Origin of the sequence: Paenibacillus salivarius, from assembly GCF_051307165.1 — a bacterium.
Classification (GTDB): domain Bacteria; phylum Bacillota; class Bacilli; order Paenibacillales; family Paenibacillaceae; genus Fontibacillus.
The window spans coordinates 2,033,216-2,053,465 of the sequence record NZ_CP195592.1 but is presented as its reverse complement, the minus strand read 5'-3'; the positions used below and the strand labels follow the sequence as shown (position 1 = coordinate 2,053,465).

The window sequence follows — 20,250 nt, the reverse complement described above, 5'->3', positions numbered from 1 at the left end:
TGCAAATGTGTTGTTATGATTCAATTTGTTATATCGTCAATGCAGCCGGGACAAAAACTTGGTCAAATCTTTCGATAAGATATCCAAAATCCCGATCACTCTGGCATAATCCATGCGGGTCGGTCCCAAAATCCCGATCGTCCCCACCGCTTCGCCTTCGATAGCGTAGGTTGCCGTGATCAAACTGCAATTGGCAAACGCCTCATGATCATTCTCGCCCCCGATGCGAACCTGGATACCGCTCCCGTTCGAAGCCGAAGCCATCATTTTCATCAAGGTCGGCGTTTCTTCAAACAGGTCGAGAATGCTTTTGACTTTGTCGACATCCCGGAACTCCGGCTGGATCAACATGTTCGTCGCCCCGCTAAGGAACAAGCGTTGTCCTTCCTGACCGCTTTCGAGCGCTTCGTCCACCACGCTCAACATTTCTTCGAAATGTTCGACATGACGCTGCATTTCCTGGCCGATTTCATTGTACAGGGCCGATTTCAACTTATAAATAGGAATGCCCGTCAGCTTGCGGTTAAGCAAGTTTACGACTTTCTCCATATCCGAAACCGAAACTCCGGCCGGAATCGTAACCGTCTTGTTTTCGACCTGGCCCGTGCTCGTCACGATGATCGCTACCGCCGTATTCTCATTCAGCGGAAGCAGCTGGAAATGCCGAAGCGAAGTATGAAAAACTTCCGGCCCCAGCAGGATCGAAGTATAGTTCGTCATATGGGAAAGGATCGTTCCCGCATGCTGAATCACCTGTTCGATTGCGTTCAGCTTATCCGCAAAAAAGGCCTTCAACTGCTTGAACTCATCCGGGGTCAACAAATTCAATGGAGCCAAATGGTCCACGTAGTACCGGTAACCCTTATGGGAAGGGATCCGGCCAGCCGATGTGTGCGGCTGCTCCAAAAAACCGAGCTCCTCCAGATCGGCCATCTCGTTGCGGATCGTCGCCGGGCTGTACCCGACGTCTCCGCGTTTGGAGATGCTTCGGGATCCCACCGGTTCCGCCGATCGAATATAGTCATCTACAATAGCCGTCAGAATCATTCTTTGGCGTTCCGTCAACATGGAAATCCCTCCTAATATTCATCTTGGTCGGCTCGTTAGCACTCTAGTCTGTTGAGTGCTAAACCATAATACAAAAATACCAGACCGACATGACAATTGTCAAGTCAGTCCAGTACTTTGAGCACGGCGATTTCGTCACAGCAATGCTGCTTGGCGCAGTTGACGCAATCGGTCCAAACCTTTTCCGGAAATATCTCTTTATCGACGATGGAAAAACCGTTTTTCAGAAAAAAGGATACTTCGTAGGTAAGAGCCATGACCTTAGGGAGAGACTGTTTTCTCGCTTGTTCCACAAGGCTTTCCACGAGCATGGATCCGAGTCCCCGTCCTTTATAGCCGTCCGCGATGCCAAGCGAGCGTATTTCCACGAGCTCCTCGCCGAGTTTGCACAGCGATCCGCAGCCTACAATTTGTCCGTCCATTTCGGCAACGACGAAGTCGGAGATTTGTCTCTCCAGCACAGCGCGCGACCGCGGCAGCATAATCCCTTGGCGGGCGTAATTATCAATAAGTAAAAACAGCGGTTCTACATCTTCAAGTGTTGCCTGTCTGCATACGGCTACGGCTTGCATTCCCTTTCCCCCTCAAAAGCAAACGTTCAGGTTAATATGAATAAATATACACGATGCCGTATAAAACTGCAAGAGAGAAAGAGAGTGCCGTATATAACTATTTTGACACTATTCGTGTTACGTAAGAGCGCCGATGAATTCGCCGAATACTTCGTTGCCGAATAATACCCCTCTCTCGCTGAGCCGGTAGCCCCGACGGTCTTCATGCATTTCCAATAAACCTGCCGAGAGCATCTTATTCAGCTGCCGCCCGAACGTTTCCGAAAGGGATACGCCAAACTGCGAAACGAAATCGGCATCGCGGATCCCATCCAGCATCCGAAGTCCGACCATGACGAAATCCTCCATCGCTTCTTCCTTTTCGACGGTGAATTGTTCCAGTCTCGGAAGCTTCTGACCGGCCGCTTCCACATAAGGATTGACGCCTTTGATGTTGATATGGCGCTGCCGTCCGACGTAACCGTGGGCACCCGCGCCAAAGCCGTAGTAGTCTTCGTTCCGCCAGTATGTCATATTATGCCGGCTTTCAAATCCGGGCTTGGCGAAATTGCTGATCTCGTACTGCTTGTACCCGGCGGCTTTCATCCGGTCCATCAGCAGCAGATACATGTTCAGTTCGTCTTCCTCGCCGGGAAGCGGAAGTTGATTTTTTTGATACAACGTATGGAATAACGTATTTTCCTCCACCTTCAGGCTGTAAATCGAATAATGGGGGAGTCCGAGTTCAAGCGCTTTGCCGACGCTGTACTCCAGCATCTCCACCGTCTGGTTCGGCAAACCGAACATCAGATCGATCGACAAGTTGTCAAGCCCTGCCCGGTGGGCGTTCTCCAAGCTCCGGTATACGTCGTCCGTATCGTGAATTCTGCCGATGCCCGTAAGAAGCTCGTTCTGGAAGGCCTGGACGCCGAAGCTGACGCGGTTTACGCCGCCCGCTTTCATGACCGCCAGCTTTTCCGCATCCGTCGTTCCCGGGTTTGCTTCCATCGTGAATTCGATATCCTCCGCCCAATTCGGAAAGTTTTTTCGAACCGAACTCAGGAAAAACTCCATTTCCTTCGGATTCAACACGGTCGGCGTTCCTCCGCCGACAAAAATGGTTTTGATTTCTCCCGGGGGAGTTTCCTGAACGGTCATCTCCATTTCGCGGTCCAAGGCCCGCAAATAATCCATGACGGGCTGATCTTTCAGTACATAGGAATTGAAGTCGCAATAAAAGCATTTGTTGGTGCAAAAAGGAATGTGTATATAAATCGCCTTCGGGGCGGTGTTCTGCTCCTGGATGATTGGCTTTTGGCCGTTGTTCTCCGGCATTCCCTGGCTTTGCTGACCTTCATTCGTATTCATGGCAATGCCTCCTTCTATATTAAGTGTGCTCATTTCCGGCTTGATTGGATTTTCTCCGATGAAAATATCGGAATGATACCGGTGCAGACTCCAATCAAGACGATTCACATCGCAAGTACAAGTAAAGGAAAGCCTCAAAGGCTTTCCTTTTCCGTTTACCTTCACGTTATGCCGGCTTTCGGGCCGGTTTATTTGTCGTCGATCTTCAATACCGCCATAAAAGCTTCCTGCGGCACTTCCACGCTGCCGACCTGTTTCATGCGCTTCTTGCCTTCCTTTTGCTTTTCCAGCAGCTTCCGCTTCCGCGAAATATCGCCGCCGTAGCATTTGGCCAACACGTTTTTGCGCATCGCCTTAACGGTTTCGCGCGCAACGATCTTCGTGCCGACCGACGCTTGAATCGGAACTTCGAACATTTGCCGCGGGATGAGCTCGCGCAGCTTCTCGCAAATGACCTTGCCGCGATGGTATGCACGTTCCTTGTGCACAATGAAGGATAGGGCGTCAACCTGCTCTCCGTTCAGCAAAATATCCATTTTGACGAGATTGGATTGACGGTATCCGGATAATTCGTAATCGAATGAGGCGTACCCCTTCGTGCTCGACTTCAGCTGATCGAAGAAATCGTAGACGATCTCCGACAACGGAATTTGATACGTAATCGTAACGCGGGTCGTATCGAGGTATTCCATGTTGACGAATTCGCCGCGTTTGCTTTGGCACAGTTCCATGACCGTACCGACATAATCGTTCGGAACGATGATGGCCGCTTTGACGAAAGGCTCCTCCACGTATTCGATCTTGCCCACTTCCGGATAATTGGACGGGTTGTCGATCGAAATGGTTTCCCCGTTCGTCAGCGTCACGTGGTAAATAACGCTCGGCGCTGTCGTAATGAGCGGAATGTTGAATTCGCGCTCGATCCGTTCCTGGATCACGTCCATATGCAGCAGCCCGAGGAATCCGCAACGGAAACCGAAGCCGAGCGCGCTCGACGTTTCCGGTTCGAAGGTCAGGGAAGCATCGTTCAGCTGCAGCTTCTCGAGCGCCTCGCGAAGATCGTTGTAATCCGAGGTTTCGATCGGATACAGCCCGCAGAATACCATCGGGTTGATCTTGCGGTAGCCCGGAAGCGGCTCGGCGGTCGGGCGCTTTGCGTCCGTTACCGTATCCCCGACACGGGTGTCGCCCACGTGTTTGATGCCCGCGACGATAAATCCGACATCCCCGACGTTGAGCTCGTCCACGATCGTCATGTTCGGTTTGAACGCGCCGACTTCGATGACTTCAAACGTTTTGTCCGTCGCCATCATTTTGATTTTCGATCCGGATTTGATTTGCCCGTCAACCACACGGACGTAGACGATGACGCCTTTATACGGATCATAGTGCGAGTCGAAAATAAGCGCCTTCAGCGGTTGGTCAGGGTCACCGGTCGGAGCCGGCACCTTTTGGACGACCTGCTCCAGAATTTCCTTGATCCCGATTCCCGCTTTAGCGGAAGCATGAACCGCTTCGCTGGCGTCCAGCCCGATCACGTCTTCGATTTCCTGCTTGACGCGTTCGGGATCGGCGCTCGGAAGATCGATTTTGTTGATGACAGGCAAAATTTCCAGGTTGTTGTCCAGCGCGAGATACACGTTGGCCAAAGTCTGGGCTTCAATCCCTTGGGCGGCGTCGACGACCAGTAAGGCTCCCTCGCAAGCCGCAAGGCTTCGGGAAACTTCATAAGTGAAGTCGACGTGTCCCGGCGTGTCGATCAGATTAAGCAGATACTCTTCCCCGTCATCGGCACGATACGTCAAACGTACGGCCTGCAGCTTGATCGTAATGCCGCGCTCGCGTTCAAGATCCATTTTGTCCAACACTTGATCCTGCATTTCACGTGCGGTCAGCGCACCCGTGAATTCGAGGATCCGGTCGGCCAAAGTCGATTTCCCGTGATCTATATGTGCGATAATGCTGAAATTCCTTATTTTTTCCTGTCTTGCGCGAATGTCTGTCATCCTTACCCCCACCAAAAATCCTTGAAAGTACAATCAATTTATTATATCAGTTGCGGAGAACCACATCAATCCGCGTTGCGCAAAAGTCCGGTTATTCCGTCAATGCCGCCCGATGGGGCACTTGTGCAATCGAATCCCGATATACGATCGATCCGGACATATAAAGCGTTTCTCTCGGGAAATCGGCATGATTCATATGGTTGAACAGCACCTGAACGGCCCTTCTGCCCATCAGTTCTTTTTCCACATTGACCGTCGTCAGTCCGGGTTCGCTAAAAAACGCGTCCTCGATATTATCGAACCCCGTAATCGATACCTCTTGAGGAATCGAAATATTCAACGCTTTTAACGCATTGATCGCACAGGTTGCAATCGCGTCATTGGCGCATACCAGGGCGGTCGGAAAATCGGCTCGCCCTTTCCACGCTTCAAGAATGGCCCTGATCTGCTCCGTATGCTCCACGCGGGTTTCTCCTTCAAGACGGCTCAGCGGATGCTGTCTGGAAACCGTAAGCTCCGCTTCCTCCATCGCATCCTTATACCCGTTCCAACGGCTAAGAAAGCTGAGGGAATAATCCGTGTTTCCTACAAAATAAATGAATCTGTGTCCCAAGGACAGCAGATGATTCGTCAAATGGTACACGCATTCCCGGTTGTTGGCGAACAATTCGCTGGATTTGACCAGAGGCTCCCGATGATCGATCAACACGATCGGGACTTCAAGCTTGCCGGCCTCCTGAAGCACTTGCGTGCTGACTTGTCCGACTCCGATAAATCCATGGATATTGTCCTGATGAACGAGTGACAGAAAGCTGTCTGCCGTCTGATCGGTAATCACGACAGCCCTCGCTTCATTCAATTCAAGCTCTTGTGTAATCCCGTCAACGATACGTCCCCAATAAACGGAATCGCGGAGCTGATAACGAATGTTCGGCAGCAATACCACGACCGTCGATTTTTCTGTCTCGCCGCTCCCTTCCGGGACGCCTTGACCCGCATTCGCGGGACGCGCCTGAAACCGGTAGCCCAGTTTGGCAGCGACCTGAAGCACCCGTTCCCGGGTTGCCGGATTGACGCCTCCTTTGCCCGAGAGCGATTTCGAAACGACATATTTTGATACACCCGCCGCATCCGCCACATGCTGCATGGTTATTTTTTGGCTCATGAAAATTCCTCTCCAAACCTTCCGATTGGCTCGCTTATGAACCGTGATGCTTAATTCCCCACATTATAACATTGTTGCCAACCAAAAAAACAGGAGCAATCCCTCATAATTAATAATGAAGGAAATACTCCTGTTTTGCTTCACGGCAACTTAGTTTTTAAAGGCCTTGATTTCATCGATATAAACGGTCGCGTTCCCCGTTGTGCCGGCCGGGGTTACGACTTGGATACCTACGGCGTTCCCCTTCTTCAGGTCCTCCGCCGAGAACGGAGGTTCGTTAGGATCGCCGATATAAGGACTCATGCTTGAAAAATCAATGCTTAAGGTCGCAAATCCCGCACCGTCCGCGTTCATCGCACCCGAGTCAACCCAGATGGCGTAGTTCCGCAGTTTGATAAACAGCTTCGCCTGAACGTTCGGAATATCGGAAACGATCTTCACTTTCGCCTCGATGCCGTCAAAAGCACTGAAGTCGATAGCCCCTACTTTGCTGACAGCTATATATTCGTCGTCATTTTGCCAGGATAGGTCGTTCTTCAAAACGGTCCAGGTCTGCCCGTTTTCCGAATACACCCCTTGGGTAACGGTCACATTCCCGCCTTCCTTCGTCCACCCTTCCGCATCCTGATCAAAGCCGAAGCGGAATGCGGGTTCGGCGCCGTTCAAGGTCACGTCCTTTAAGAGCAGCTTCGCGGTCCCGCCGTCATTCCCGATTTCCTCGATTTTAATGCCGATCGCCTTGATATCCTTCAGATCAACGCCTGTCGTTTTCGCCGCATCCGTCAAGGAAATAGCCAGAGTCGTTTCGCCGGTCGCGTCGACTGTAAGAGGTGATCCGCTATCCGACCATGCCCACCCCGAACCGCTCTTCATGAACAGCCGGGCTTTTGCCGAACCGCTACTTAATTTGATCCGTGCCGTGATACTGTCCAAACCTTGCAAATCCAGATTGGAAGGGGAGGTTACGAGTTCGAAAGCTTCTATCCCCGTATTCGTCAAAGGAAACTCAACGCTGAGCGCTCCTTCGCCCGAATCAAATTCCGGGTCCTTCGCTTGCGTCGTACTGTTTTCTAATCTCCATCCGGCAATATCCGCCGCAGATTCGAATTTGTACAATACGCCGGGAGGCGTTCCCGGTTGCTCCCCGCCGTGATCCGGAACTTCCGGAATGCCGGGATCCTTCACTGCCCGGATGTCGTCAAAGTAAAGGACACCGCTATGTTTTCCTTGATCCATGGCATTCACGTAAAGATTGAAGCTCGTCACTTTTTTCAGGCTTTCCTTGGATACGGGGCCTCCCGAGCTCCAAGGCGCGACGACGAATTCGCTGAACGGAATCGTCAGATCGTAGGATTGGGAAGCTTCCAACTGCGGATAAGCCTCATATGCGGTACCGTTCATATTGATTTGAATCACCAATTTGAGCGGCTGGCCATCCTTCGCATAAGCGCCGGTGTCGCCGGTTCCGATCCATACATGAAGCGCGTTCGTATCCGACCAGTCCACGGTGCCGAGGCTTTTGCCCACCCCGGTATACCCCGCGGTATCGATGGCATATTGGAGCTTCATGCCGTAGTCGCCGGAAAGTTTATAATCCGCGCTCAAGCTTATGCTCACATCGTCTCCGCCCGCCTTCGGATATTTCGCGGTCACCGCGTCGTCCGAACCCCCGTAGGATTCGAAATCATCCACAAGGGCAGTATCAAGAATCGGCGCGGTGTAGGCGCTGAACAATCCGAGGTCGTCCACATAGATCGATTCGCTGCCGTTCTGCGAAAGATAGCTTCCCACCAGGGAAACCGCCAGGCCCGTGGCGCCTGCAGCCGCCTGGGCATCGTCCAGCTCTATAACGGCATCATATTTATAGTAGGTTTTGCCGCCCACATTCACCTGTTCCAAATCGGTCAACGTTTTTTTGGTGGCATCCATCCCGTATTTATGGTTCCAATCCTCGGGATACATGGCGATGGCTTGGATTGCCGCTCCTTGGCCGGCGAGCGACGCCGGAATCAGCGCCGACAGTTTCAAACGCCCGATCCGGGAAAGGTCGACGTCCGATAAAGCTTTGTCCGTCAATTGGAGCTTCAGCTCCTGCCAGGAATCCCCGGCGGAAAGGCCTTCGGAAACTTGAAGCTCAAGCTTCCCGTCTCCGTCCAGCACACCGTGCGTCAAATTCATTTTGACCGTATCGGGCCATGCTCCGTTATTTTGGACCAGCCCGAGTGTAACGTCTCACTGAATCGTAGAAAAATAAAAAATCAGTTAACAACCCGTAATCCACCGTACCAACGTGAAACAAACCCAATAAAATCAAGGGAATGTGAGTGTGTGAGTGTGTACAGTATGGGGAGAGGACGACCTGACGGAGTGAGACGAAAATCCGCCGGATCGTCCTCTTTTTTGTGGTTAGATCGAGAGAACAAACGCATTGACGCTCGTAGCTGGTCGAAAGTGTTACAACCCGCGTTACTACTGCATTAACGGCGTTATTATCAGCTTCATAAATGACCAAAATCGAGAAAAAGTCAACGAATGACTGCGGAACTTGACTGCGGAACTTGAATCGACTGCGGAACTTTGCCGGAAACCCGCGCCACGACTGGATTTTTCGGCATTTTCGGTCGCCGCACAGCTCGTTTACTGCGGAACCAGATTTACAGCTCGTCGATGACCAATTTTTCAGCTTCTTTCGGGCTGATTATATCGACGATCAGGCCCAAAATTTGCATATCCTTTTCCTTCGGATCGTACACCATATCCCGCATGCTGTCGTTTTCTGAAATGAGGTAAGCCAGGTCATTATACATCTTGAACCGCTTGATCGTCACGCCGTCGTCCACTTTCACCAGAGCGATGTCGTTGTTATCGACGCGCGGCTGCTGGCGCACGACGACGTAGCCGCCGTTCTCGATCCCCGCATTGACCATTGATTCCCCATCTACTCTCACCGCGAAACAATTCTTATACTTTTCCGGTACGCGGAGATAGCCTTCGATGAATCGCACCAGCTCGATCGGCACACCGGCGGCAGCTCGCCCGAGGATCGGGATCGCGCTCGGCGATTCGTAATCGGCAGCTGCTTCTTTCACAACCGGCACTTCCTTCGACTTCGATTGGATCGGAGCCGCAGCCGGTTCGCTTTTCGATGCCCGCGCCTCTTCATTGTTCTCATGTTGCCTCTCCAGCATGGCCAGCCTTATGTATCTATCAATGAACGCGCGATCCTGCTCGCCCAGCGAGTCTATCAAATTGTCAAAATGGGAAACTACTTCCCGTTTCTTGTCAAAAAAAAGAGCCGACTCCTCTTGTTTGTTTTCGGGTGCCGGTTCGCGTCGAGTTTCGCCTTTAAGAATCCAGTCGGTGGAAACGTCAAAAAAATCAGACAGAGCTATCAGATAGTTTCCGCCAGGGATGCTCCCCTTCTCCCACTTGTTAACGCTCCCTCTAGGCGCTCCGATCATATCCTCCAGTTTGTTCATGGAAAGATTCTTCGATTCTCTAAGGAATTTAATCCTTTCACCGATCGTGTTCATAGTATAAACAGCTCCCTACTGACTATAATCTTAATATCACTGAACAAAGTCTTATACTTACAGACTTAAATCATCAAAAACTATTGACTTTACAGACTTGAATCTGTAATATGAAGTTGTGGGCGGTAGACTCCCAACAGAATTATATCAGTAAAGTGAATTTCTTGGCTATCACTAAGATTGTCGAATGAAAGGAGCCGATAGGATGGCACGCAAGAGGCCGATCACAGCGTTCGGCTGGATGATCAAGCAGCGGTTGGCCGAGATGCAAATGGATCAGCGCGAATTTTGCCAAAAGTACGACATCCCGGAAAATCGCCTCGGCGATCTGATCACCGGCGCACGTAAAGCAACCCGTTACCGTGAAAAAATTGAGAAAATCCTCGGCATCAAATACCTCGAACAAAAAGCGGAGTAATTCTCGCCCCGAACTATTCTTTCCTATATGAAGGTAGAGAAAGCCTCTTCTCTATCTTTAGCTGAAAACTATCGAATTGTAAAAGGGAGTTGGTCAAATGGAGAAACCCGTGTTCAAACCGTGGGCGCATGCAGTCACCCTATGGTACGAGCATATCCCTGGTGCCGAAGAGGCAAAGCGGCAAGCGCTCACGCAGATCGACATGGATGCAATGAAGCGATTGGCCGACATGGCCGAGCCGATCGCAATCGAGATCGGAGAACTGTCGGTACAAATTACTGCGCTGGAAGCGAAGCGCACGGCATTATCCAAGCTCTATAAGGAGCTGGAGAAGCAGTTCAATGAACATAGCACGTCATATAGCGAGCGTTTGAACGAGAAGTAAACCGGAACACCGAACGAGAGGAGGGAACATATGCAAGCACAGCTTTCGGTTACGGAAGCCGCATCCATACTGGGTATCACCGAGAGAGCCGTCCGCAAGCAGATCAATGAAGGTAAATTGAAGGCGGAGCTCACCAGCGGCGGCCGTAACGGAAAAATCTACTATATTCCCATATCCTCCCTCCCGATCGAGGCGCAACGCAAATACTGGACAAGCAATGAAGTGGCAGCAACTGCCGAAGAGCAGCTTAGCGAGAAGGAACCGGATTTATCCGACGGCATCACCTACACGTTGGCTGAACTGGAGAACGCGGTCGGTAAGGAGCGGTTTCAGGCCATGCTGGCCGATGCGGAGCGCCGGATCGAGATCATCGAACGAGCGTCCCAGCCGCCGCGCGGGATGGACAAGACGGCCTGGGTCAAGCATCTGGCCGAGGTTCACGGTCGCAGCGTCGGTTCCATCTATCGGGACATTCAAAAATACGAGGAATTCGGGGTGGTAGGGCTCATGAGAAAGTCGCGGCTGCTCACACAGGGGCCGCAGCGCACGTCAATTCCGTTTAAAGTCGAGCGGTTCATCCGGGGCACGTATCTGGATCGCAAGAAACCGAAACCGTCCAAAGTCCTGAAGAAAATGAAGGAATTTTGTGAGACAAACGGTTACGAAGAGCCGTCCAGGGCGAGCGTGTACCGCTATCTGAAGGACATGGAAACGTACGAACCGGACCTGTGCTGCCTGGCTCGTGAGGGGCCGGAGAAGTACATGGAGAAATTCGCGGAGAAAGCGACTCGCGAAGAGCCAAAGTATGTTAACCAGGTATGGATGGGCGATCATCACCAGATGGACATGTTTATCTCGTATGGCGGACGCCCCATTCGTCCATGGATCACCGTCTGGTTCGACGTATGCAGCCGCGTGGTCGTCGGCTGGTGCATTTCAAACCGAGCCAACGGCCAGACCATCGCCCTCGCGCTGCGGCACGCCATGTTGCCCAAGAAGATCGTCACCAAAAATGACGACGGAGAAGATGTCGAGGATGTGCTGGAAATCGGCGGTATTCCCGCCATGCTCTACATCGACAACGGCGAGGATTACAAAGCGCAGGTCCGCGCCGGGAAGAAGCATGAGGAATGGGAGGTCTCGCGGGAGACGCGCAGCATTTGCGCCCAGTACGACATCAAGGTGCAGTTTGCTACGCCGTATCATCCGCAAGCCAAGGCCCACGTTGAGCGTTGGTTCCGCACCTTCACCGAGCAATTCACGAGCGACCAACCTGGCTGGTGCGGCGCGAACCCCGACGAGCGCCCGGAAGGATTCGACGAAAAAAAGGAGCATGAGCAAGGCAATCTGATCGATCTGGACGAGTTGTCCGAAAGAGTCGAGCAGTACCTGTATGAATACCACACGACCAGGCACAGCCAGATACATACGGAGCCGCTGCACAAGCATTTTTCCACGCCGAAGATTCGGGAAGGCTGGCCGGACCCGCGCGCGCTGGACATCTGCCTGATGAACGTGGAAAGCGCGACGGTCACGCCGAGCGGCATCAAGCGGTTCGGCACGCGCAGCCAGACACGCTTGTTCATGCACCCGGAACTGCCTGCATTCGCCGGCCAGAAGGTCATCATCAAATACGATCCGAACCGGATTGGAGAGTTGCTGGTGTACCACCCGAAAACGAAAAAGTACCTGTTCACCGCCACCAACAAGGAGCTGCTGGCTTTCGACGCTTCCCTGGAAGATGTCCGGGACTTGCACAAGCGCCGCGCGAATCGCCGCAAAGTCGTCATGCAGCTCATTCGGGACGCGCACATCTCGCTGGAACAGGTTACCGCCGAGCGGCAAGCCGCAGGTACGCAGCGCAAGAGCGGACGAACCGGCAAGCTCGAAAAAGGTGTGCAGGCGATGGTCGGAACGGAGCGCGTGGTCAAAGAACGGGAAGGGCGTACCGGCAAGCTCGAACGATCGCGCAAGCCCAATAAAGGAACCGGCGTTATCGACGAATACATCCTGCGCGAAGGCGCTGGATGGTAAAACGAGGAGGAATGGAAGATGACACTGGTGCAACTGGTGGGAACCGAGGAGGAAAGCCGGATGAAATATCCGCGCGAAACGTGGTCGAAAGAGCGGACCCTCCTCCATCGGCTGATCAAGGAAGAAGGCGCAACCGTCGCCGACGTGGCGAAGGAGCTGGGCATTCATCGAAGCATCATCAGTTCCTATATTAACGGAAATCGCGAAGAAGAGGAAAAGTACCTGCCCCGCATCCGCGAGCATTTGCGCAAGGTGGGCATGTGGGACGATGGCGAAGCCGACTCCCCCGCCGTTTCGTACATCACGACGGCGGACGAACTGCCGTTTATCGAAACCCGCGATGTTAGTCGCGTTCGCTATGTCCTGAAGAAGGCCGCCAGCAAATGCAAGTTCGGCATCATTGCGGGCGATCCCGGTCTCGGCAAGACCGAAACGCTGAAAAAGTACATGCAGCAAAATCCCGGCAGCGCGATCTATATCCGCTGCAAGAGTACGCACACGGTCAAAAGCCTGCTTCAGGAGCTGGCCGATGCGCTCGGTCTGCCGGATACCGGAAGCGCCAACCAGCTCACGCGCCGGATCGTGAAGCAGCTGAAGCGCACGCCGTACTTCCTCATCTTCGACGAGGCTGATCTGTTGAAATCGGCGGACAAATACGAGGCGCTGCGCGACATCTACGACGAGACCGGAAACATCGGCGTCGCCCTGATCGGCAACCTCGCCCTGGCGGAGATGTTCCTGGACTTCGCGGACATGCGCCCGGAACTGAAGCGCCTCGCCGACCGCGCCCCGTTCCATCAGCGCCTGCAAGGGCCGAGCCGCGAGGAAGTCGAGCAGCTGCTCGAACGGGTGAACATGACGAAGGCGGCGCGCAGCCTGATGATTCAGATCGCCCTCAACCCGCGCAAGGGCGGCCTGCGCAACTGCGTGGAAATTCTGGACGCGCTGCTTGACATCACCAGAGGAAAGTCGATCACGGAAGACATGGTGATGGAGATCGGCCAGATCAACCTGACGGCCAATGCGTAAACGGATCGCCACGCCAAAAGCCGCGCCTCCCCCGCAGATCAAGCCGTCGCGCCGTGCAAAGCATGCCGATTGGGTGCGTTCCTGGCGAAGACGGATCGCGGCCGCGCGGGAACGCGGTCGGGAACGCCGCCGCTTGTATTGGGGAAAACCCCTCCGCATTTACGATGTCGCGTTTGTACCGCCGGAAGGCGGCATCCGCATCGTGTACGTGGAGGGTGTGGTCGATGAAGCCGGTGCCGTGAGCTACGTGCTGGAACGCTACGACGTGGCCGACATCGTACGAGTGGTTCACACCGGCTACTCGAACCCGCCGCCGGAGCGACCGGCCACCATGCCGGATGGCAGGCCGAAGCTGGCGATCCAGCTGGACGACTTATTCTAATTCAGGGAGGAGAGAATGTGGGATACCCGATTCCCAAGCGGGAAAACGAAATGCGCGCAACGGGCAGCGGCCCCGTTGTCAGCTACCGGCTGACCGGCGCGGAACTGGAGGAATTGCGGAGGCGAGCCGCCCCTTCCCTGCCGACGGACAGCGAAGGGCAACTGCTGAAAAAGCCGATCGCCATCAAGGACAAGGGCACGCAAGCGCAGCCCGAGAAGACCAAGACCAAGCCCGCCAAGCCGCCGAAGCTCTCCGATCCCGCAGAGCAGGCCCGGCGAGCCAGGGCGAGGCATGTCGGAAAGAAGACAGAACCGCCCCTTCCCGAGTTTCTAGCGCTGATCGCGGGAGGCATGACGATCGCCGACGTGGAGCGCCGCTGGGGAATGAGCAAAAACTCCCTGTATTATTGGGTGAAAAAGTGGCACCTGATCGGCATCAATCCCGGCATGGCGAAGGCCCGATTGGAGCAAATCCGCTGCGAAAGGAGGTTTCAGGCGTGAAGAGTCAACCCTTGCAAATTGCGCCCAAAAGAGGAGGCGCAGCCCTGGCTGCGCCGGAGTTTCCCAAAATCAATCCTTGGAAAAGTCTGAAGAGTTTGAAGAACGCGAAGAGCGCGGAACATACCGGTCGATAAAATCCTTTTTGAATCGATAGTAGCTCCGTTTGTTTTCTCGACCGTATTTCACAAGCAGGACAGCGAGCTGCATGGGGCTGATCGGTCGATAGGCGACGAGTTCTGCTCCTTGAAATACCCATAGGATCGGCCAAACAATTTCGGCGAGCGGCGGCGTCATTTCGGGAAGTCCCTCGAAATGACGCGAAAGCAGTTCGCGGGGAGCGCCGTAATAATCAGCCCATGGCTCCAGGTCGCGAAACGGAATATCTTCTTCCGGGACAGTCTGATCCATTGCAGTCAGCAGCCCTTGAACCTGTTTGTCGTTAAAGTGATGCAAAATCAGCAACAAGTCTACGTATGGCCCATAGGTCACGTACACGCGATTCGGGATGTCAATGGGATCAGGCGGCGATGCGGGATTCACTTCTTGGACGTGTGCGAGCAGATTCACGACGTAATCGCTCAATAACGGGTACATTTCGATTTGATACCGCTGACAGATCATTCGCCAGTCGTATCGGCCAATCTCGATCGCCTCGCGAGAATTAAAAACGTGGATCATGCTGGCGTGATAGTGCGCCGGATCGTTGATCAGGCGGTCTACTTCTTCTTTACTTTTCATCGGAAATTCATTTTCCAATATACTCTACTCCCCTCTCTGCGACATAACATCAGTGTACCAAAAATCGGAAAATGTCGAAATGCCATCCTTGAAGTTGTGGAGAGAAACGACAAGAAAGGAGTGCAAAGCGCATTGACTTTCATCATTCAAGACATGGCGACGGGCACATACCTGAAGCATAACGGCTCGGGATCGATCGAGCATCTCTTCCGCGACGTGGAGCTGCCGGAGCAGGCGGAGCAGTACTCGAATTACGACCACGCTTGCTATGCGGCGTTCTGGTATGCGGATATGTCGCGGAACTGGCGCGTCATCGACACGGTGACAAACCGGACGTTCGTCCATGACAGCGGCGGACGGTTCAAGCTGGAGCGCGATCAGGACGACGAAAACGAAGACGAGGACATCCCCGCGACGCATAAATTCCGCTGGAAAGACCGCGTCGGATGCGTGGAGGCGATCGCTTCCGAGTGCGCGGACAATGGCGGAAAGTACGATGCCGCTCTCCGATCGGTCCGCCTGTCGGAATTCGCCTTCAACGCGACCCGCATGCCGGTCAAACAAAAGACGCAGCTCAAACGCGACGTGATCAAGCGAGCCAAGGATATTCAGCACATGCGGGAGGCGGCAGACGTTGGCGATATCGTGCGGGTGCCGAAGCTGATTGAAAATCCTCTTCTTGGGGGGGCGAGCAAGCGCGACGGCCGCAAACTCGTCGAGGCGGTCATCGTCGGCAAGGTGAAGCTGGCAACATCCTTTCGTTACACGGTACAACGGCTCGAAGACGGCCAGACACAAACCGGCAACGGACACATGATCAAGTCGATTATCCGGCGCGGCGCTCGGGCGCAAGGGAGCTGATGCGATGGCGGGCGCAAAAGACATGATCAAATACGCCGAAAAACTGCGGGACATCATTGCAGACGTCCCCCGAATCTTCGACGAGAACGATCGGAAAATCGAGCAGTACGACAAAGAATCCGGCGACCTGCTGCACGCGATCGAGCTGCTGCCCTGTGATGACGAGCAGGCCGGGCGCTATATCGCCGAGATCAAGGAAAACCGCTTGAACCGCAGGCGGCGCAAAGATCAAAACTTGCTGCTGAAACCGCTCGTTGACTACATCCGCAGCCGTCCGAAACTGCTGCAAGAGCTGCGGGAGGTTTGCCGGGAGACGCAAAAAGCCGCCGAGCTGCTGGAAAATCGAAGCTATACCCCCCGGATACGGATGGACCTGGCCGAAGCATTCGCGCAGCAGGCGGCCGCGAAAGGCGGTGAAACGCATGGCGAAGCCTCGGAGCAAGACGGCGGCGGCGACGCCGACGATCATGGCGCAACCTCGTGACCGGAACCGCTGCGCCGTCCAGTTCTCCTCTTCTTGCAAGACGATCACCAGCGCGATCGTCAGCGTGGAAAGCCTGCTCCGTCAGCTCCAAAAGGAGAACGGACGCATGTACGAAAGCATCCGCTTCGACGAAGCCGGGCAGCGGCTGATCTTTGATCTGAAGCCGATTCAAGGCGGTGAACGCTAATGCAGAGCATCAAGGAAGCCATCGCCGACAATCCGGCGTGGCAGGAACGACTGAATGCCGTCATGGAACGATATACGCCGGGCTATTTCCGAGAGCAACTGTCGGAACTGATCGAACTCGGCGCGACTGATGAGATGATTCGCCGCGCCGCCTTGCAACTGCTGGAGCGCGTCAAGCAGGCCGAGGAATGCAAAGGCTGCACCGGATACGCGAATTGCCGCAGGTCGCCGGGCAAGGAAGGCATGATCATCCGCCTGGAGGTCGCAAGCGATCCGAAAGGCGACTACGTAAATAGCCTTCATGGCAGGTGCGATCCATTCCGCGATTATCATCAGGAGCTGCGCTGGCAACGTCTCGTCAGCCTCTCCGGCAAGGCAGCCAGCGACAAAGACTTCACCTTTGACAACTTCCCGGACGCGCAGAAGCGGCGTCACAAGCAGCTATGCGCGTACATTCACCGATTCGCCCAAGAGTTCGCGCCCGGCGCAAGCGACAAGGGCGTTTACATATACGGACCGCCGGGAACGGCGAAGACGCATCTGGTCCTCTCGATGGTCAACCGGCTGGAGGAACGCCGCGTGCCGGTGCTGTTTATTCGCACCGACGCGATTTTCCGCAACATGCGCGGCATGCTCTCGAAAAAGGAATCGCTCGATACCCTGATCGAGGCGTACTGCACGACGCCGGTGCTCGTCATCGACGAGTTCGGCCAGGAGGCCGGAACCGAATTTACGGTCGATGTCATGTTCGAGATCGTGAACGCCCGTTTCACCGGCAACCTGCCGACGTTCGCGACGAGCAACTACGCGCCCGACCAGGTGTATGAGAAGGCCATGCGCAAGCACCGGCTGGAAGAGAAGGTCGAAGCGATCCGCAGCCGCCTGAACCAGATGATGAAGCATGCGCACATGGACGGCGAGGACGGTCGCAAGAAAGATCGTGAGACATTTTGATGAAAGGAGATCGCCACAAATGAAAGCGGTCATGGGCTTATTTGAACGCTATGAGTGCTGGGAGTGTGAAGAAAAGTTCTTTGTCGCACAAAGCAACCTCGGGAAAATGTGCCCCATCTGCGGGCACGACGATCCTGAATTTCTCGGTCTTTATGAAGGAGAGTTGACCGAAGTATCTGAATCCTGAAAGGAGGCGAGGCTATGCTGCTGCAACTGTTGAGCCAAGCAAGGCGACACCGGGACGAACCTCCCGCCCTTCCTGCAAGTCATGAGCTTCAGCGTGCCCGGACGGAGTTGGCGATCGCTTGGCAGCACTTCGACCAAGCGGAACCGGCGTTCGTAGACGCCGCGATCCATCGCCTGGTCGCCGCCGAGAGAGCGTACTGCACGCTGCTCAAGGAACAAAAAATCTCATTCAGCGAAAGGAGTTTTTCCCTTGAAATCATTCAATAAGAAAATCAACAAAACCGGAGCTATCACCCTGCCGTCCGCTCTCCGCCGCGACTTCGGCCTGACCGGCGGCGAGAAATTCAAGATCGAAGTGTGCGCTGAAGACGGCACCATCCTCCTCCAGCGCACGAACGGGCAATGCCTGTTCTGCGATTCCGACAAGCAGCTGATCGTCCACAGGGGACGGTTCGTCTGCGCCAACTGCGTCGAACAGATGGATGTGGATGTGTCCGAGCGGAAGTTCGCGAACGCCTTCGTCGGACAGGAGGCGAGCTCATGAGCACATCCCTCGCCCAGCTCGTCGATGAAGCGATCCTTCTGGAGCGCAAGATGAAGGAGGACAAGAAGCGGCTCGATGCCATCAAAGCCGAGCTGACGACGGCAGCCTATGCGGAAATGGACAATAAAAACCTGTCCCATCTGCAAATCTTCGGCACCGCCGGACGCTTCAATGCTGTCTACAAGGAAAAGTTCGAGATTGACAACTACGAGCGCCTGCTGACCGTGCTCGGCGAGCTCGTCCGGGCGAAGGTCGCCCGCAAGGAAGAGGTCAAATACGATGTCGAAGCGAGGTTCAAAACGGCCCTCATCGCCCTGTTCAAGGGTGATTACAGCCGGGACATCCAAATCGACGACGTGCTGCGCGGGCTCGGCCTCTCCCCTGACGCCATAAAAACCGTCAAAAAGAAGCTCAAGGGCGAATACCTGAAGGACAAGAAACTGCTGGAGGCGCTTGGCATCCAGGGCGATCTGGAAGAGGAACTCGATGCGATCCGCCTGGCGAAGAACGCCGAGCTGATTGACCGATTCTTTGCCGAATTGACCGACGAGGACATCGAGAGCGTGAGAAAATCCGTTTTTGTCGAGGACAGCATCAGCGTGGGCCTAGAATACACAAAGGAGGACGATGAGAATGGCAATGCCGGTTCAGAATATTGAGGAAATGACGCGGGTGGAAATGAGCCCGGACTTCGACAAGCTGTTCGACGCCGATCTGAACGCCGTGACCGGCGGCATGTACCGCCGCCAGATGACCGTCGAAGAGTGCCAGCGCCTGATCGGGAAGGAGTGATTCCGTCATGAAGATCACTCCCGAGCAGCGCCGCAAAATCTTCGGGCTTCAGAGGCAATACGGCATCGAGGAGGACAATCTGCGGTCGATCGTCGAGCAGATCAGCGGCGACCGCAGCATTTCCGCCCTGACCAAGGAACAGGCGATCAAGGTGATCGACCGGCTGTGCAAGCTCGTCGGCGAAGCGCCGAAGCCGCGCGAGCACCGGGCGACGGATGCCATGCTCGGCAAAATCCGTCAGCTGGAGAAGGAGCTCGGCTGGGCAGACGAGCCCAAGCGCCTTCAGGGCTTCGTCAAAAAGCTCACCGGCGTGGACCGGATCGGCTGGCTGACGAAGCAGCAAGGCATGAAGGTGATCGAGGCGCTGAAGAAGATGCGCGATCGCGGTTATCAGCGCGCCGCGCCGTAAGGACGGCCCGCTTGAGCCGACGATCCGCCTCGCGCCTTCTGGCGGCGACGTACCTCATCTGCCCCGTCTGCCGCCACATTTCGACCATTCAGCGGCGAAGGTGCAAGCTCAAGAAATCCGGCCACATCAAAACGCTGTGGTGCCCGTCCTGCCAGGCCGTCACCCAGCACACCGAAGCCAAAGAATGGGAACTCGCGGCTGCCGCCCATGATCATTGAAAGGAGGGATGTCGATCATGTCTGCGGAAAACTGGATCAATGACGTAAAGCCCGACGATCTCCCCGAGCCCTACTACCAGATCGCCAAGGAGATCGGCGTCGAACCTACTCTCAAGATCGCCAAGCTCTTCGGCGGGGCCAAGATTTATCTTCCCAAGCACGATACGTCATTGCAAACCGCTCGCGACCGGCAAATTCGTAAGGAATACAACGGCTACAACTGCCGGGGGCTTGCCAAGAAATTCAACTTGACAGAAAACTGGGTTCGCAGTATTGTACGGGGTAAATCGCCCGACGAAGACTTGGATCAGCTATCCTTGTTCGGCGATGGCGAAGTGTGAGTGGTTTCCCCAAGCGCCTTAGTCCGACAGTTCTCATAGAGTTCGATAAGCTATCAGCATAAACGCTGATAGCTTTTTTATTTTTTCCGAAGGAGGAA

General features: G+C 54.4%; 25 protein-coding genes. 17 read left to right on the top strand and 8 right to left on the bottom strand.

The genetic code is table 11. The features are described from left to right. Positions 1-36 precede the first annotated feature (36 nt). The 7 genes from hrcA to ACSFXJ_RS09105 all read right to left on the bottom strand — a co-directional run bounded on the left by hrcA (position 37) and on the right by ACSFXJ_RS09105 (position 9,691). Complete coding sequence (gene hrcA / locus ACSFXJ_RS09135) at positions 37-1,068, bottom strand: heat-inducible transcriptional repressor HrcA (RefSeq protein WP_435924850.1); 1,032 nt, start codon at positions 1,066-1,068, stop codon at positions 37-39. 104 nt (positions 1,069-1,172) lie between these two features. After that, positions 1,173-1,640, bottom strand: coding sequence for an N-acetyltransferase (locus ACSFXJ_RS09130; protein ID WP_435924849.1), 468 nt, complete (start codon positions 1,638-1,640; stop codon positions 1,173-1,175). Between the two features lie 117 nt (positions 1,641-1,757). Then, positions 1,758-2,954: a radical SAM family heme chaperone HemW gene (hemW, locus tag ACSFXJ_RS09125; protein WP_435925717.1), complete on the bottom strand. Its 1,197-nt coding sequence runs from the start codon at positions 2,952-2,954 to the stop codon at positions 1,758-1,760. Positions 2,955-3,175: 221 nt separating this feature from the next. Further along, positions 3,176-4,993: a translation elongation factor 4 gene (gene lepA / locus ACSFXJ_RS09120; protein WP_435924848.1), complete on the bottom strand. Its 1,818-nt coding sequence runs from the start codon at positions 4,991-4,993 to the stop codon at positions 3,176-3,178. 91 nt (positions 4,994-5,084) lie between these two features. Continuing rightward, a complete protein-coding gene (locus ACSFXJ_RS09115) occupies positions 5,085-6,158 on the bottom strand; it encodes a LacI family DNA-binding transcriptional regulator (RefSeq protein WP_435924847.1) in 1,074 nt (357 codons plus the stop codon). Positions 6,159-6,308: 150 nt separating this feature from the next. After that, a complete protein-coding gene (locus ACSFXJ_RS09110; RefSeq protein WP_435924846.1) occupies positions 6,309-8,336 on the bottom strand; it encodes a hypothetical protein in 2,028 nt (675 codons plus the stop codon). Between the two features lie 476 nt (positions 8,337-8,812). After that, positions 8,813-9,691 carry a S24 family peptidase gene (locus ACSFXJ_RS09105; protein ID WP_435924845.1) on the bottom strand — a complete coding sequence of 293 codons (879 nt, stop codon included), beginning with the start codon at positions 9,689-9,691 and terminating at the stop codon, positions 8,813-8,815. A 205-nt stretch (positions 9,692-9,896) separates the two neighbouring features. Here ACSFXJ_RS09105 and ACSFXJ_RS09100 point away from each other — a divergent pair, with 205 nt between their 5' ends. The 6 genes from ACSFXJ_RS09100 (at position 9,897) to ACSFXJ_RS09075 (ending at position 14,439) form a co-directional block, all read left to right on the top strand. Continuing rightward, on the top strand, positions 9,897-10,109 hold the full coding sequence (locus ACSFXJ_RS09100; RefSeq protein ID WP_435924844.1) for an XRE family transcriptional regulator: 213 nt from the start codon (positions 9,897-9,899) through the stop codon (positions 10,107-10,109). A gap of 97 nt (positions 10,110-10,206) precedes the next feature. Continuing rightward, positions 10,207-10,494, top strand: coding sequence for a hypothetical protein (locus ACSFXJ_RS09095; protein WP_435924843.1), 288 nt, complete (start codon positions 10,207-10,209; stop codon positions 10,492-10,494). A 30-nt stretch (positions 10,495-10,524) separates the two neighbouring features. Next, positions 10,525-12,528: a Mu transposase C-terminal domain-containing protein gene (locus ACSFXJ_RS09090; protein ID WP_435924842.1), complete on the top strand. Its 2,004-nt coding sequence runs from the start codon at positions 10,525-10,527 to the stop codon at positions 12,526-12,528. Between the two features lie 18 nt (positions 12,529-12,546). Next, positions 12,547-13,557, top strand: coding sequence for an AAA family ATPase (locus ACSFXJ_RS09085; protein WP_435924841.1), 1,011 nt, complete (start codon positions 12,547-12,549; stop codon positions 13,555-13,557). Beyond that, on the top strand, positions 13,550-13,939 hold the full coding sequence (locus tag ACSFXJ_RS09080) for a hypothetical protein (RefSeq protein WP_435924840.1): 390 nt from the start codon (positions 13,550-13,552) through the stop codon (positions 13,937-13,939). The genes ACSFXJ_RS09085 and ACSFXJ_RS09080 overlap by 8 nt, the downstream gene beginning before the upstream one ends. Before the next feature lie 17 nt (positions 13,940-13,956). Continuing rightward, complete coding sequence (locus tag ACSFXJ_RS09075; RefSeq protein WP_435924839.1) at positions 13,957-14,439, top strand: hypothetical protein; 483 nt, start codon at positions 13,957-13,959, stop codon at positions 14,437-14,439. Between the two features lie 69 nt (positions 14,440-14,508). Here the strand turns inward: ACSFXJ_RS09075 and ACSFXJ_RS09070 are convergent, their stop codons facing one another. Beyond that, a complete protein-coding gene (locus ACSFXJ_RS09070; protein WP_435924838.1) occupies positions 14,509-15,195 on the bottom strand; it encodes a hypothetical protein in 687 nt (228 codons plus the stop codon). Between the two features lie 78 nt (positions 15,196-15,273). On the opposite strand from ACSFXJ_RS09070, the gene ACSFXJ_RS09065 reads away from it, so the two are divergent. The 11 genes from ACSFXJ_RS09065 to ACSFXJ_RS09015 all read left to right on the top strand — a co-directional run bounded on the left by ACSFXJ_RS09065 (position 15,274) and on the right by ACSFXJ_RS09015 (position 20,152). Further along, on the top strand, positions 15,274-16,038 hold the full coding sequence (locus tag ACSFXJ_RS09065) for a hypothetical protein (protein WP_435924837.1): 765 nt from the start codon (positions 15,274-15,276) through the stop codon (positions 16,036-16,038). Positions 16,039-16,042: 4 nt separating this feature from the next. Next, a complete protein-coding gene (locus ACSFXJ_RS09060; RefSeq protein WP_435924836.1) occupies positions 16,043-16,522 on the top strand; it encodes a hypothetical protein in 480 nt (159 codons plus the stop codon). Further along, a complete protein-coding gene (locus ACSFXJ_RS09055; protein ID WP_435924835.1) occupies positions 16,461-16,709 on the top strand; it encodes a hypothetical protein in 249 nt (82 codons plus the stop codon). Before ACSFXJ_RS09060 ends, ACSFXJ_RS09055 begins: the two co-directional genes overlap by 62 nt. Then, complete coding sequence (zapE, locus tag ACSFXJ_RS09050) at positions 16,709-17,662, top strand: AFG1/ZapE family ATPase (RefSeq protein ID WP_435924834.1); 954 nt, start codon at positions 16,709-16,711, stop codon at positions 17,660-17,662. The genes ACSFXJ_RS09055 and zapE overlap by 1 nt, the downstream gene beginning before the upstream one ends. Before the next feature lie 19 nt (positions 17,663-17,681). Then, positions 17,682-17,849, top strand: a complete 168-nt coding sequence (locus ACSFXJ_RS09045; protein WP_435924833.1) for a hypothetical protein — start codon at positions 17,682-17,684, stop codon at positions 17,847-17,849. Positions 17,850-17,863: 14 nt separating this feature from the next. Then, the gene (locus ACSFXJ_RS09040) at positions 17,864-18,115 is read left to right on the top strand and encodes a hypothetical protein (RefSeq protein ID WP_435924832.1); all 252 of its coding nucleotides are present in this window, start codon (positions 17,864-17,866) and stop codon (positions 18,113-18,115) included. Continuing rightward, the gene (locus ACSFXJ_RS09035; RefSeq protein ID WP_435924831.1) at positions 18,099-18,392 is read left to right on the top strand and encodes an AbrB/MazE/SpoVT family DNA-binding domain-containing protein; all 294 of its coding nucleotides are present in this window, start codon (positions 18,099-18,101) and stop codon (positions 18,390-18,392) included. Before ACSFXJ_RS09040 ends, ACSFXJ_RS09035 begins: the two co-directional genes overlap by 17 nt. Next, entirely contained in the window at positions 18,389-19,051 is a 663-nt protein-coding gene (locus ACSFXJ_RS09030) for an ABC transporter permease (protein ID WP_435924830.1), read from the top strand. Before ACSFXJ_RS09035 ends, ACSFXJ_RS09030 begins: the two co-directional genes overlap by 4 nt. Continuing rightward, a complete protein-coding gene (locus ACSFXJ_RS09025; protein WP_435924829.1) occupies positions 19,020-19,184 on the top strand; it encodes a hypothetical protein in 165 nt (54 codons plus the stop codon). The genes ACSFXJ_RS09030 and ACSFXJ_RS09025 overlap by 32 nt, the downstream gene beginning before the upstream one ends. A gap of 7 nt (positions 19,185-19,191) precedes the next feature. Next, on the top strand, positions 19,192-19,593 hold the full coding sequence (locus ACSFXJ_RS09020) for a regulatory protein GemA (RefSeq protein WP_435924828.1): 402 nt from the start codon (positions 19,192-19,194) through the stop codon (positions 19,591-19,593). Between the two features lie 226 nt (positions 19,594-19,819). Beyond that, the gene (locus tag ACSFXJ_RS09015; protein ID WP_435924827.1) at positions 19,820-20,152 is read left to right on the top strand and encodes a Mor transcription activator family protein; all 333 of its coding nucleotides are present in this window, start codon (positions 19,820-19,822) and stop codon (positions 20,150-20,152) included. Positions 20,153-20,250: the final 98 nt, after the last annotated feature.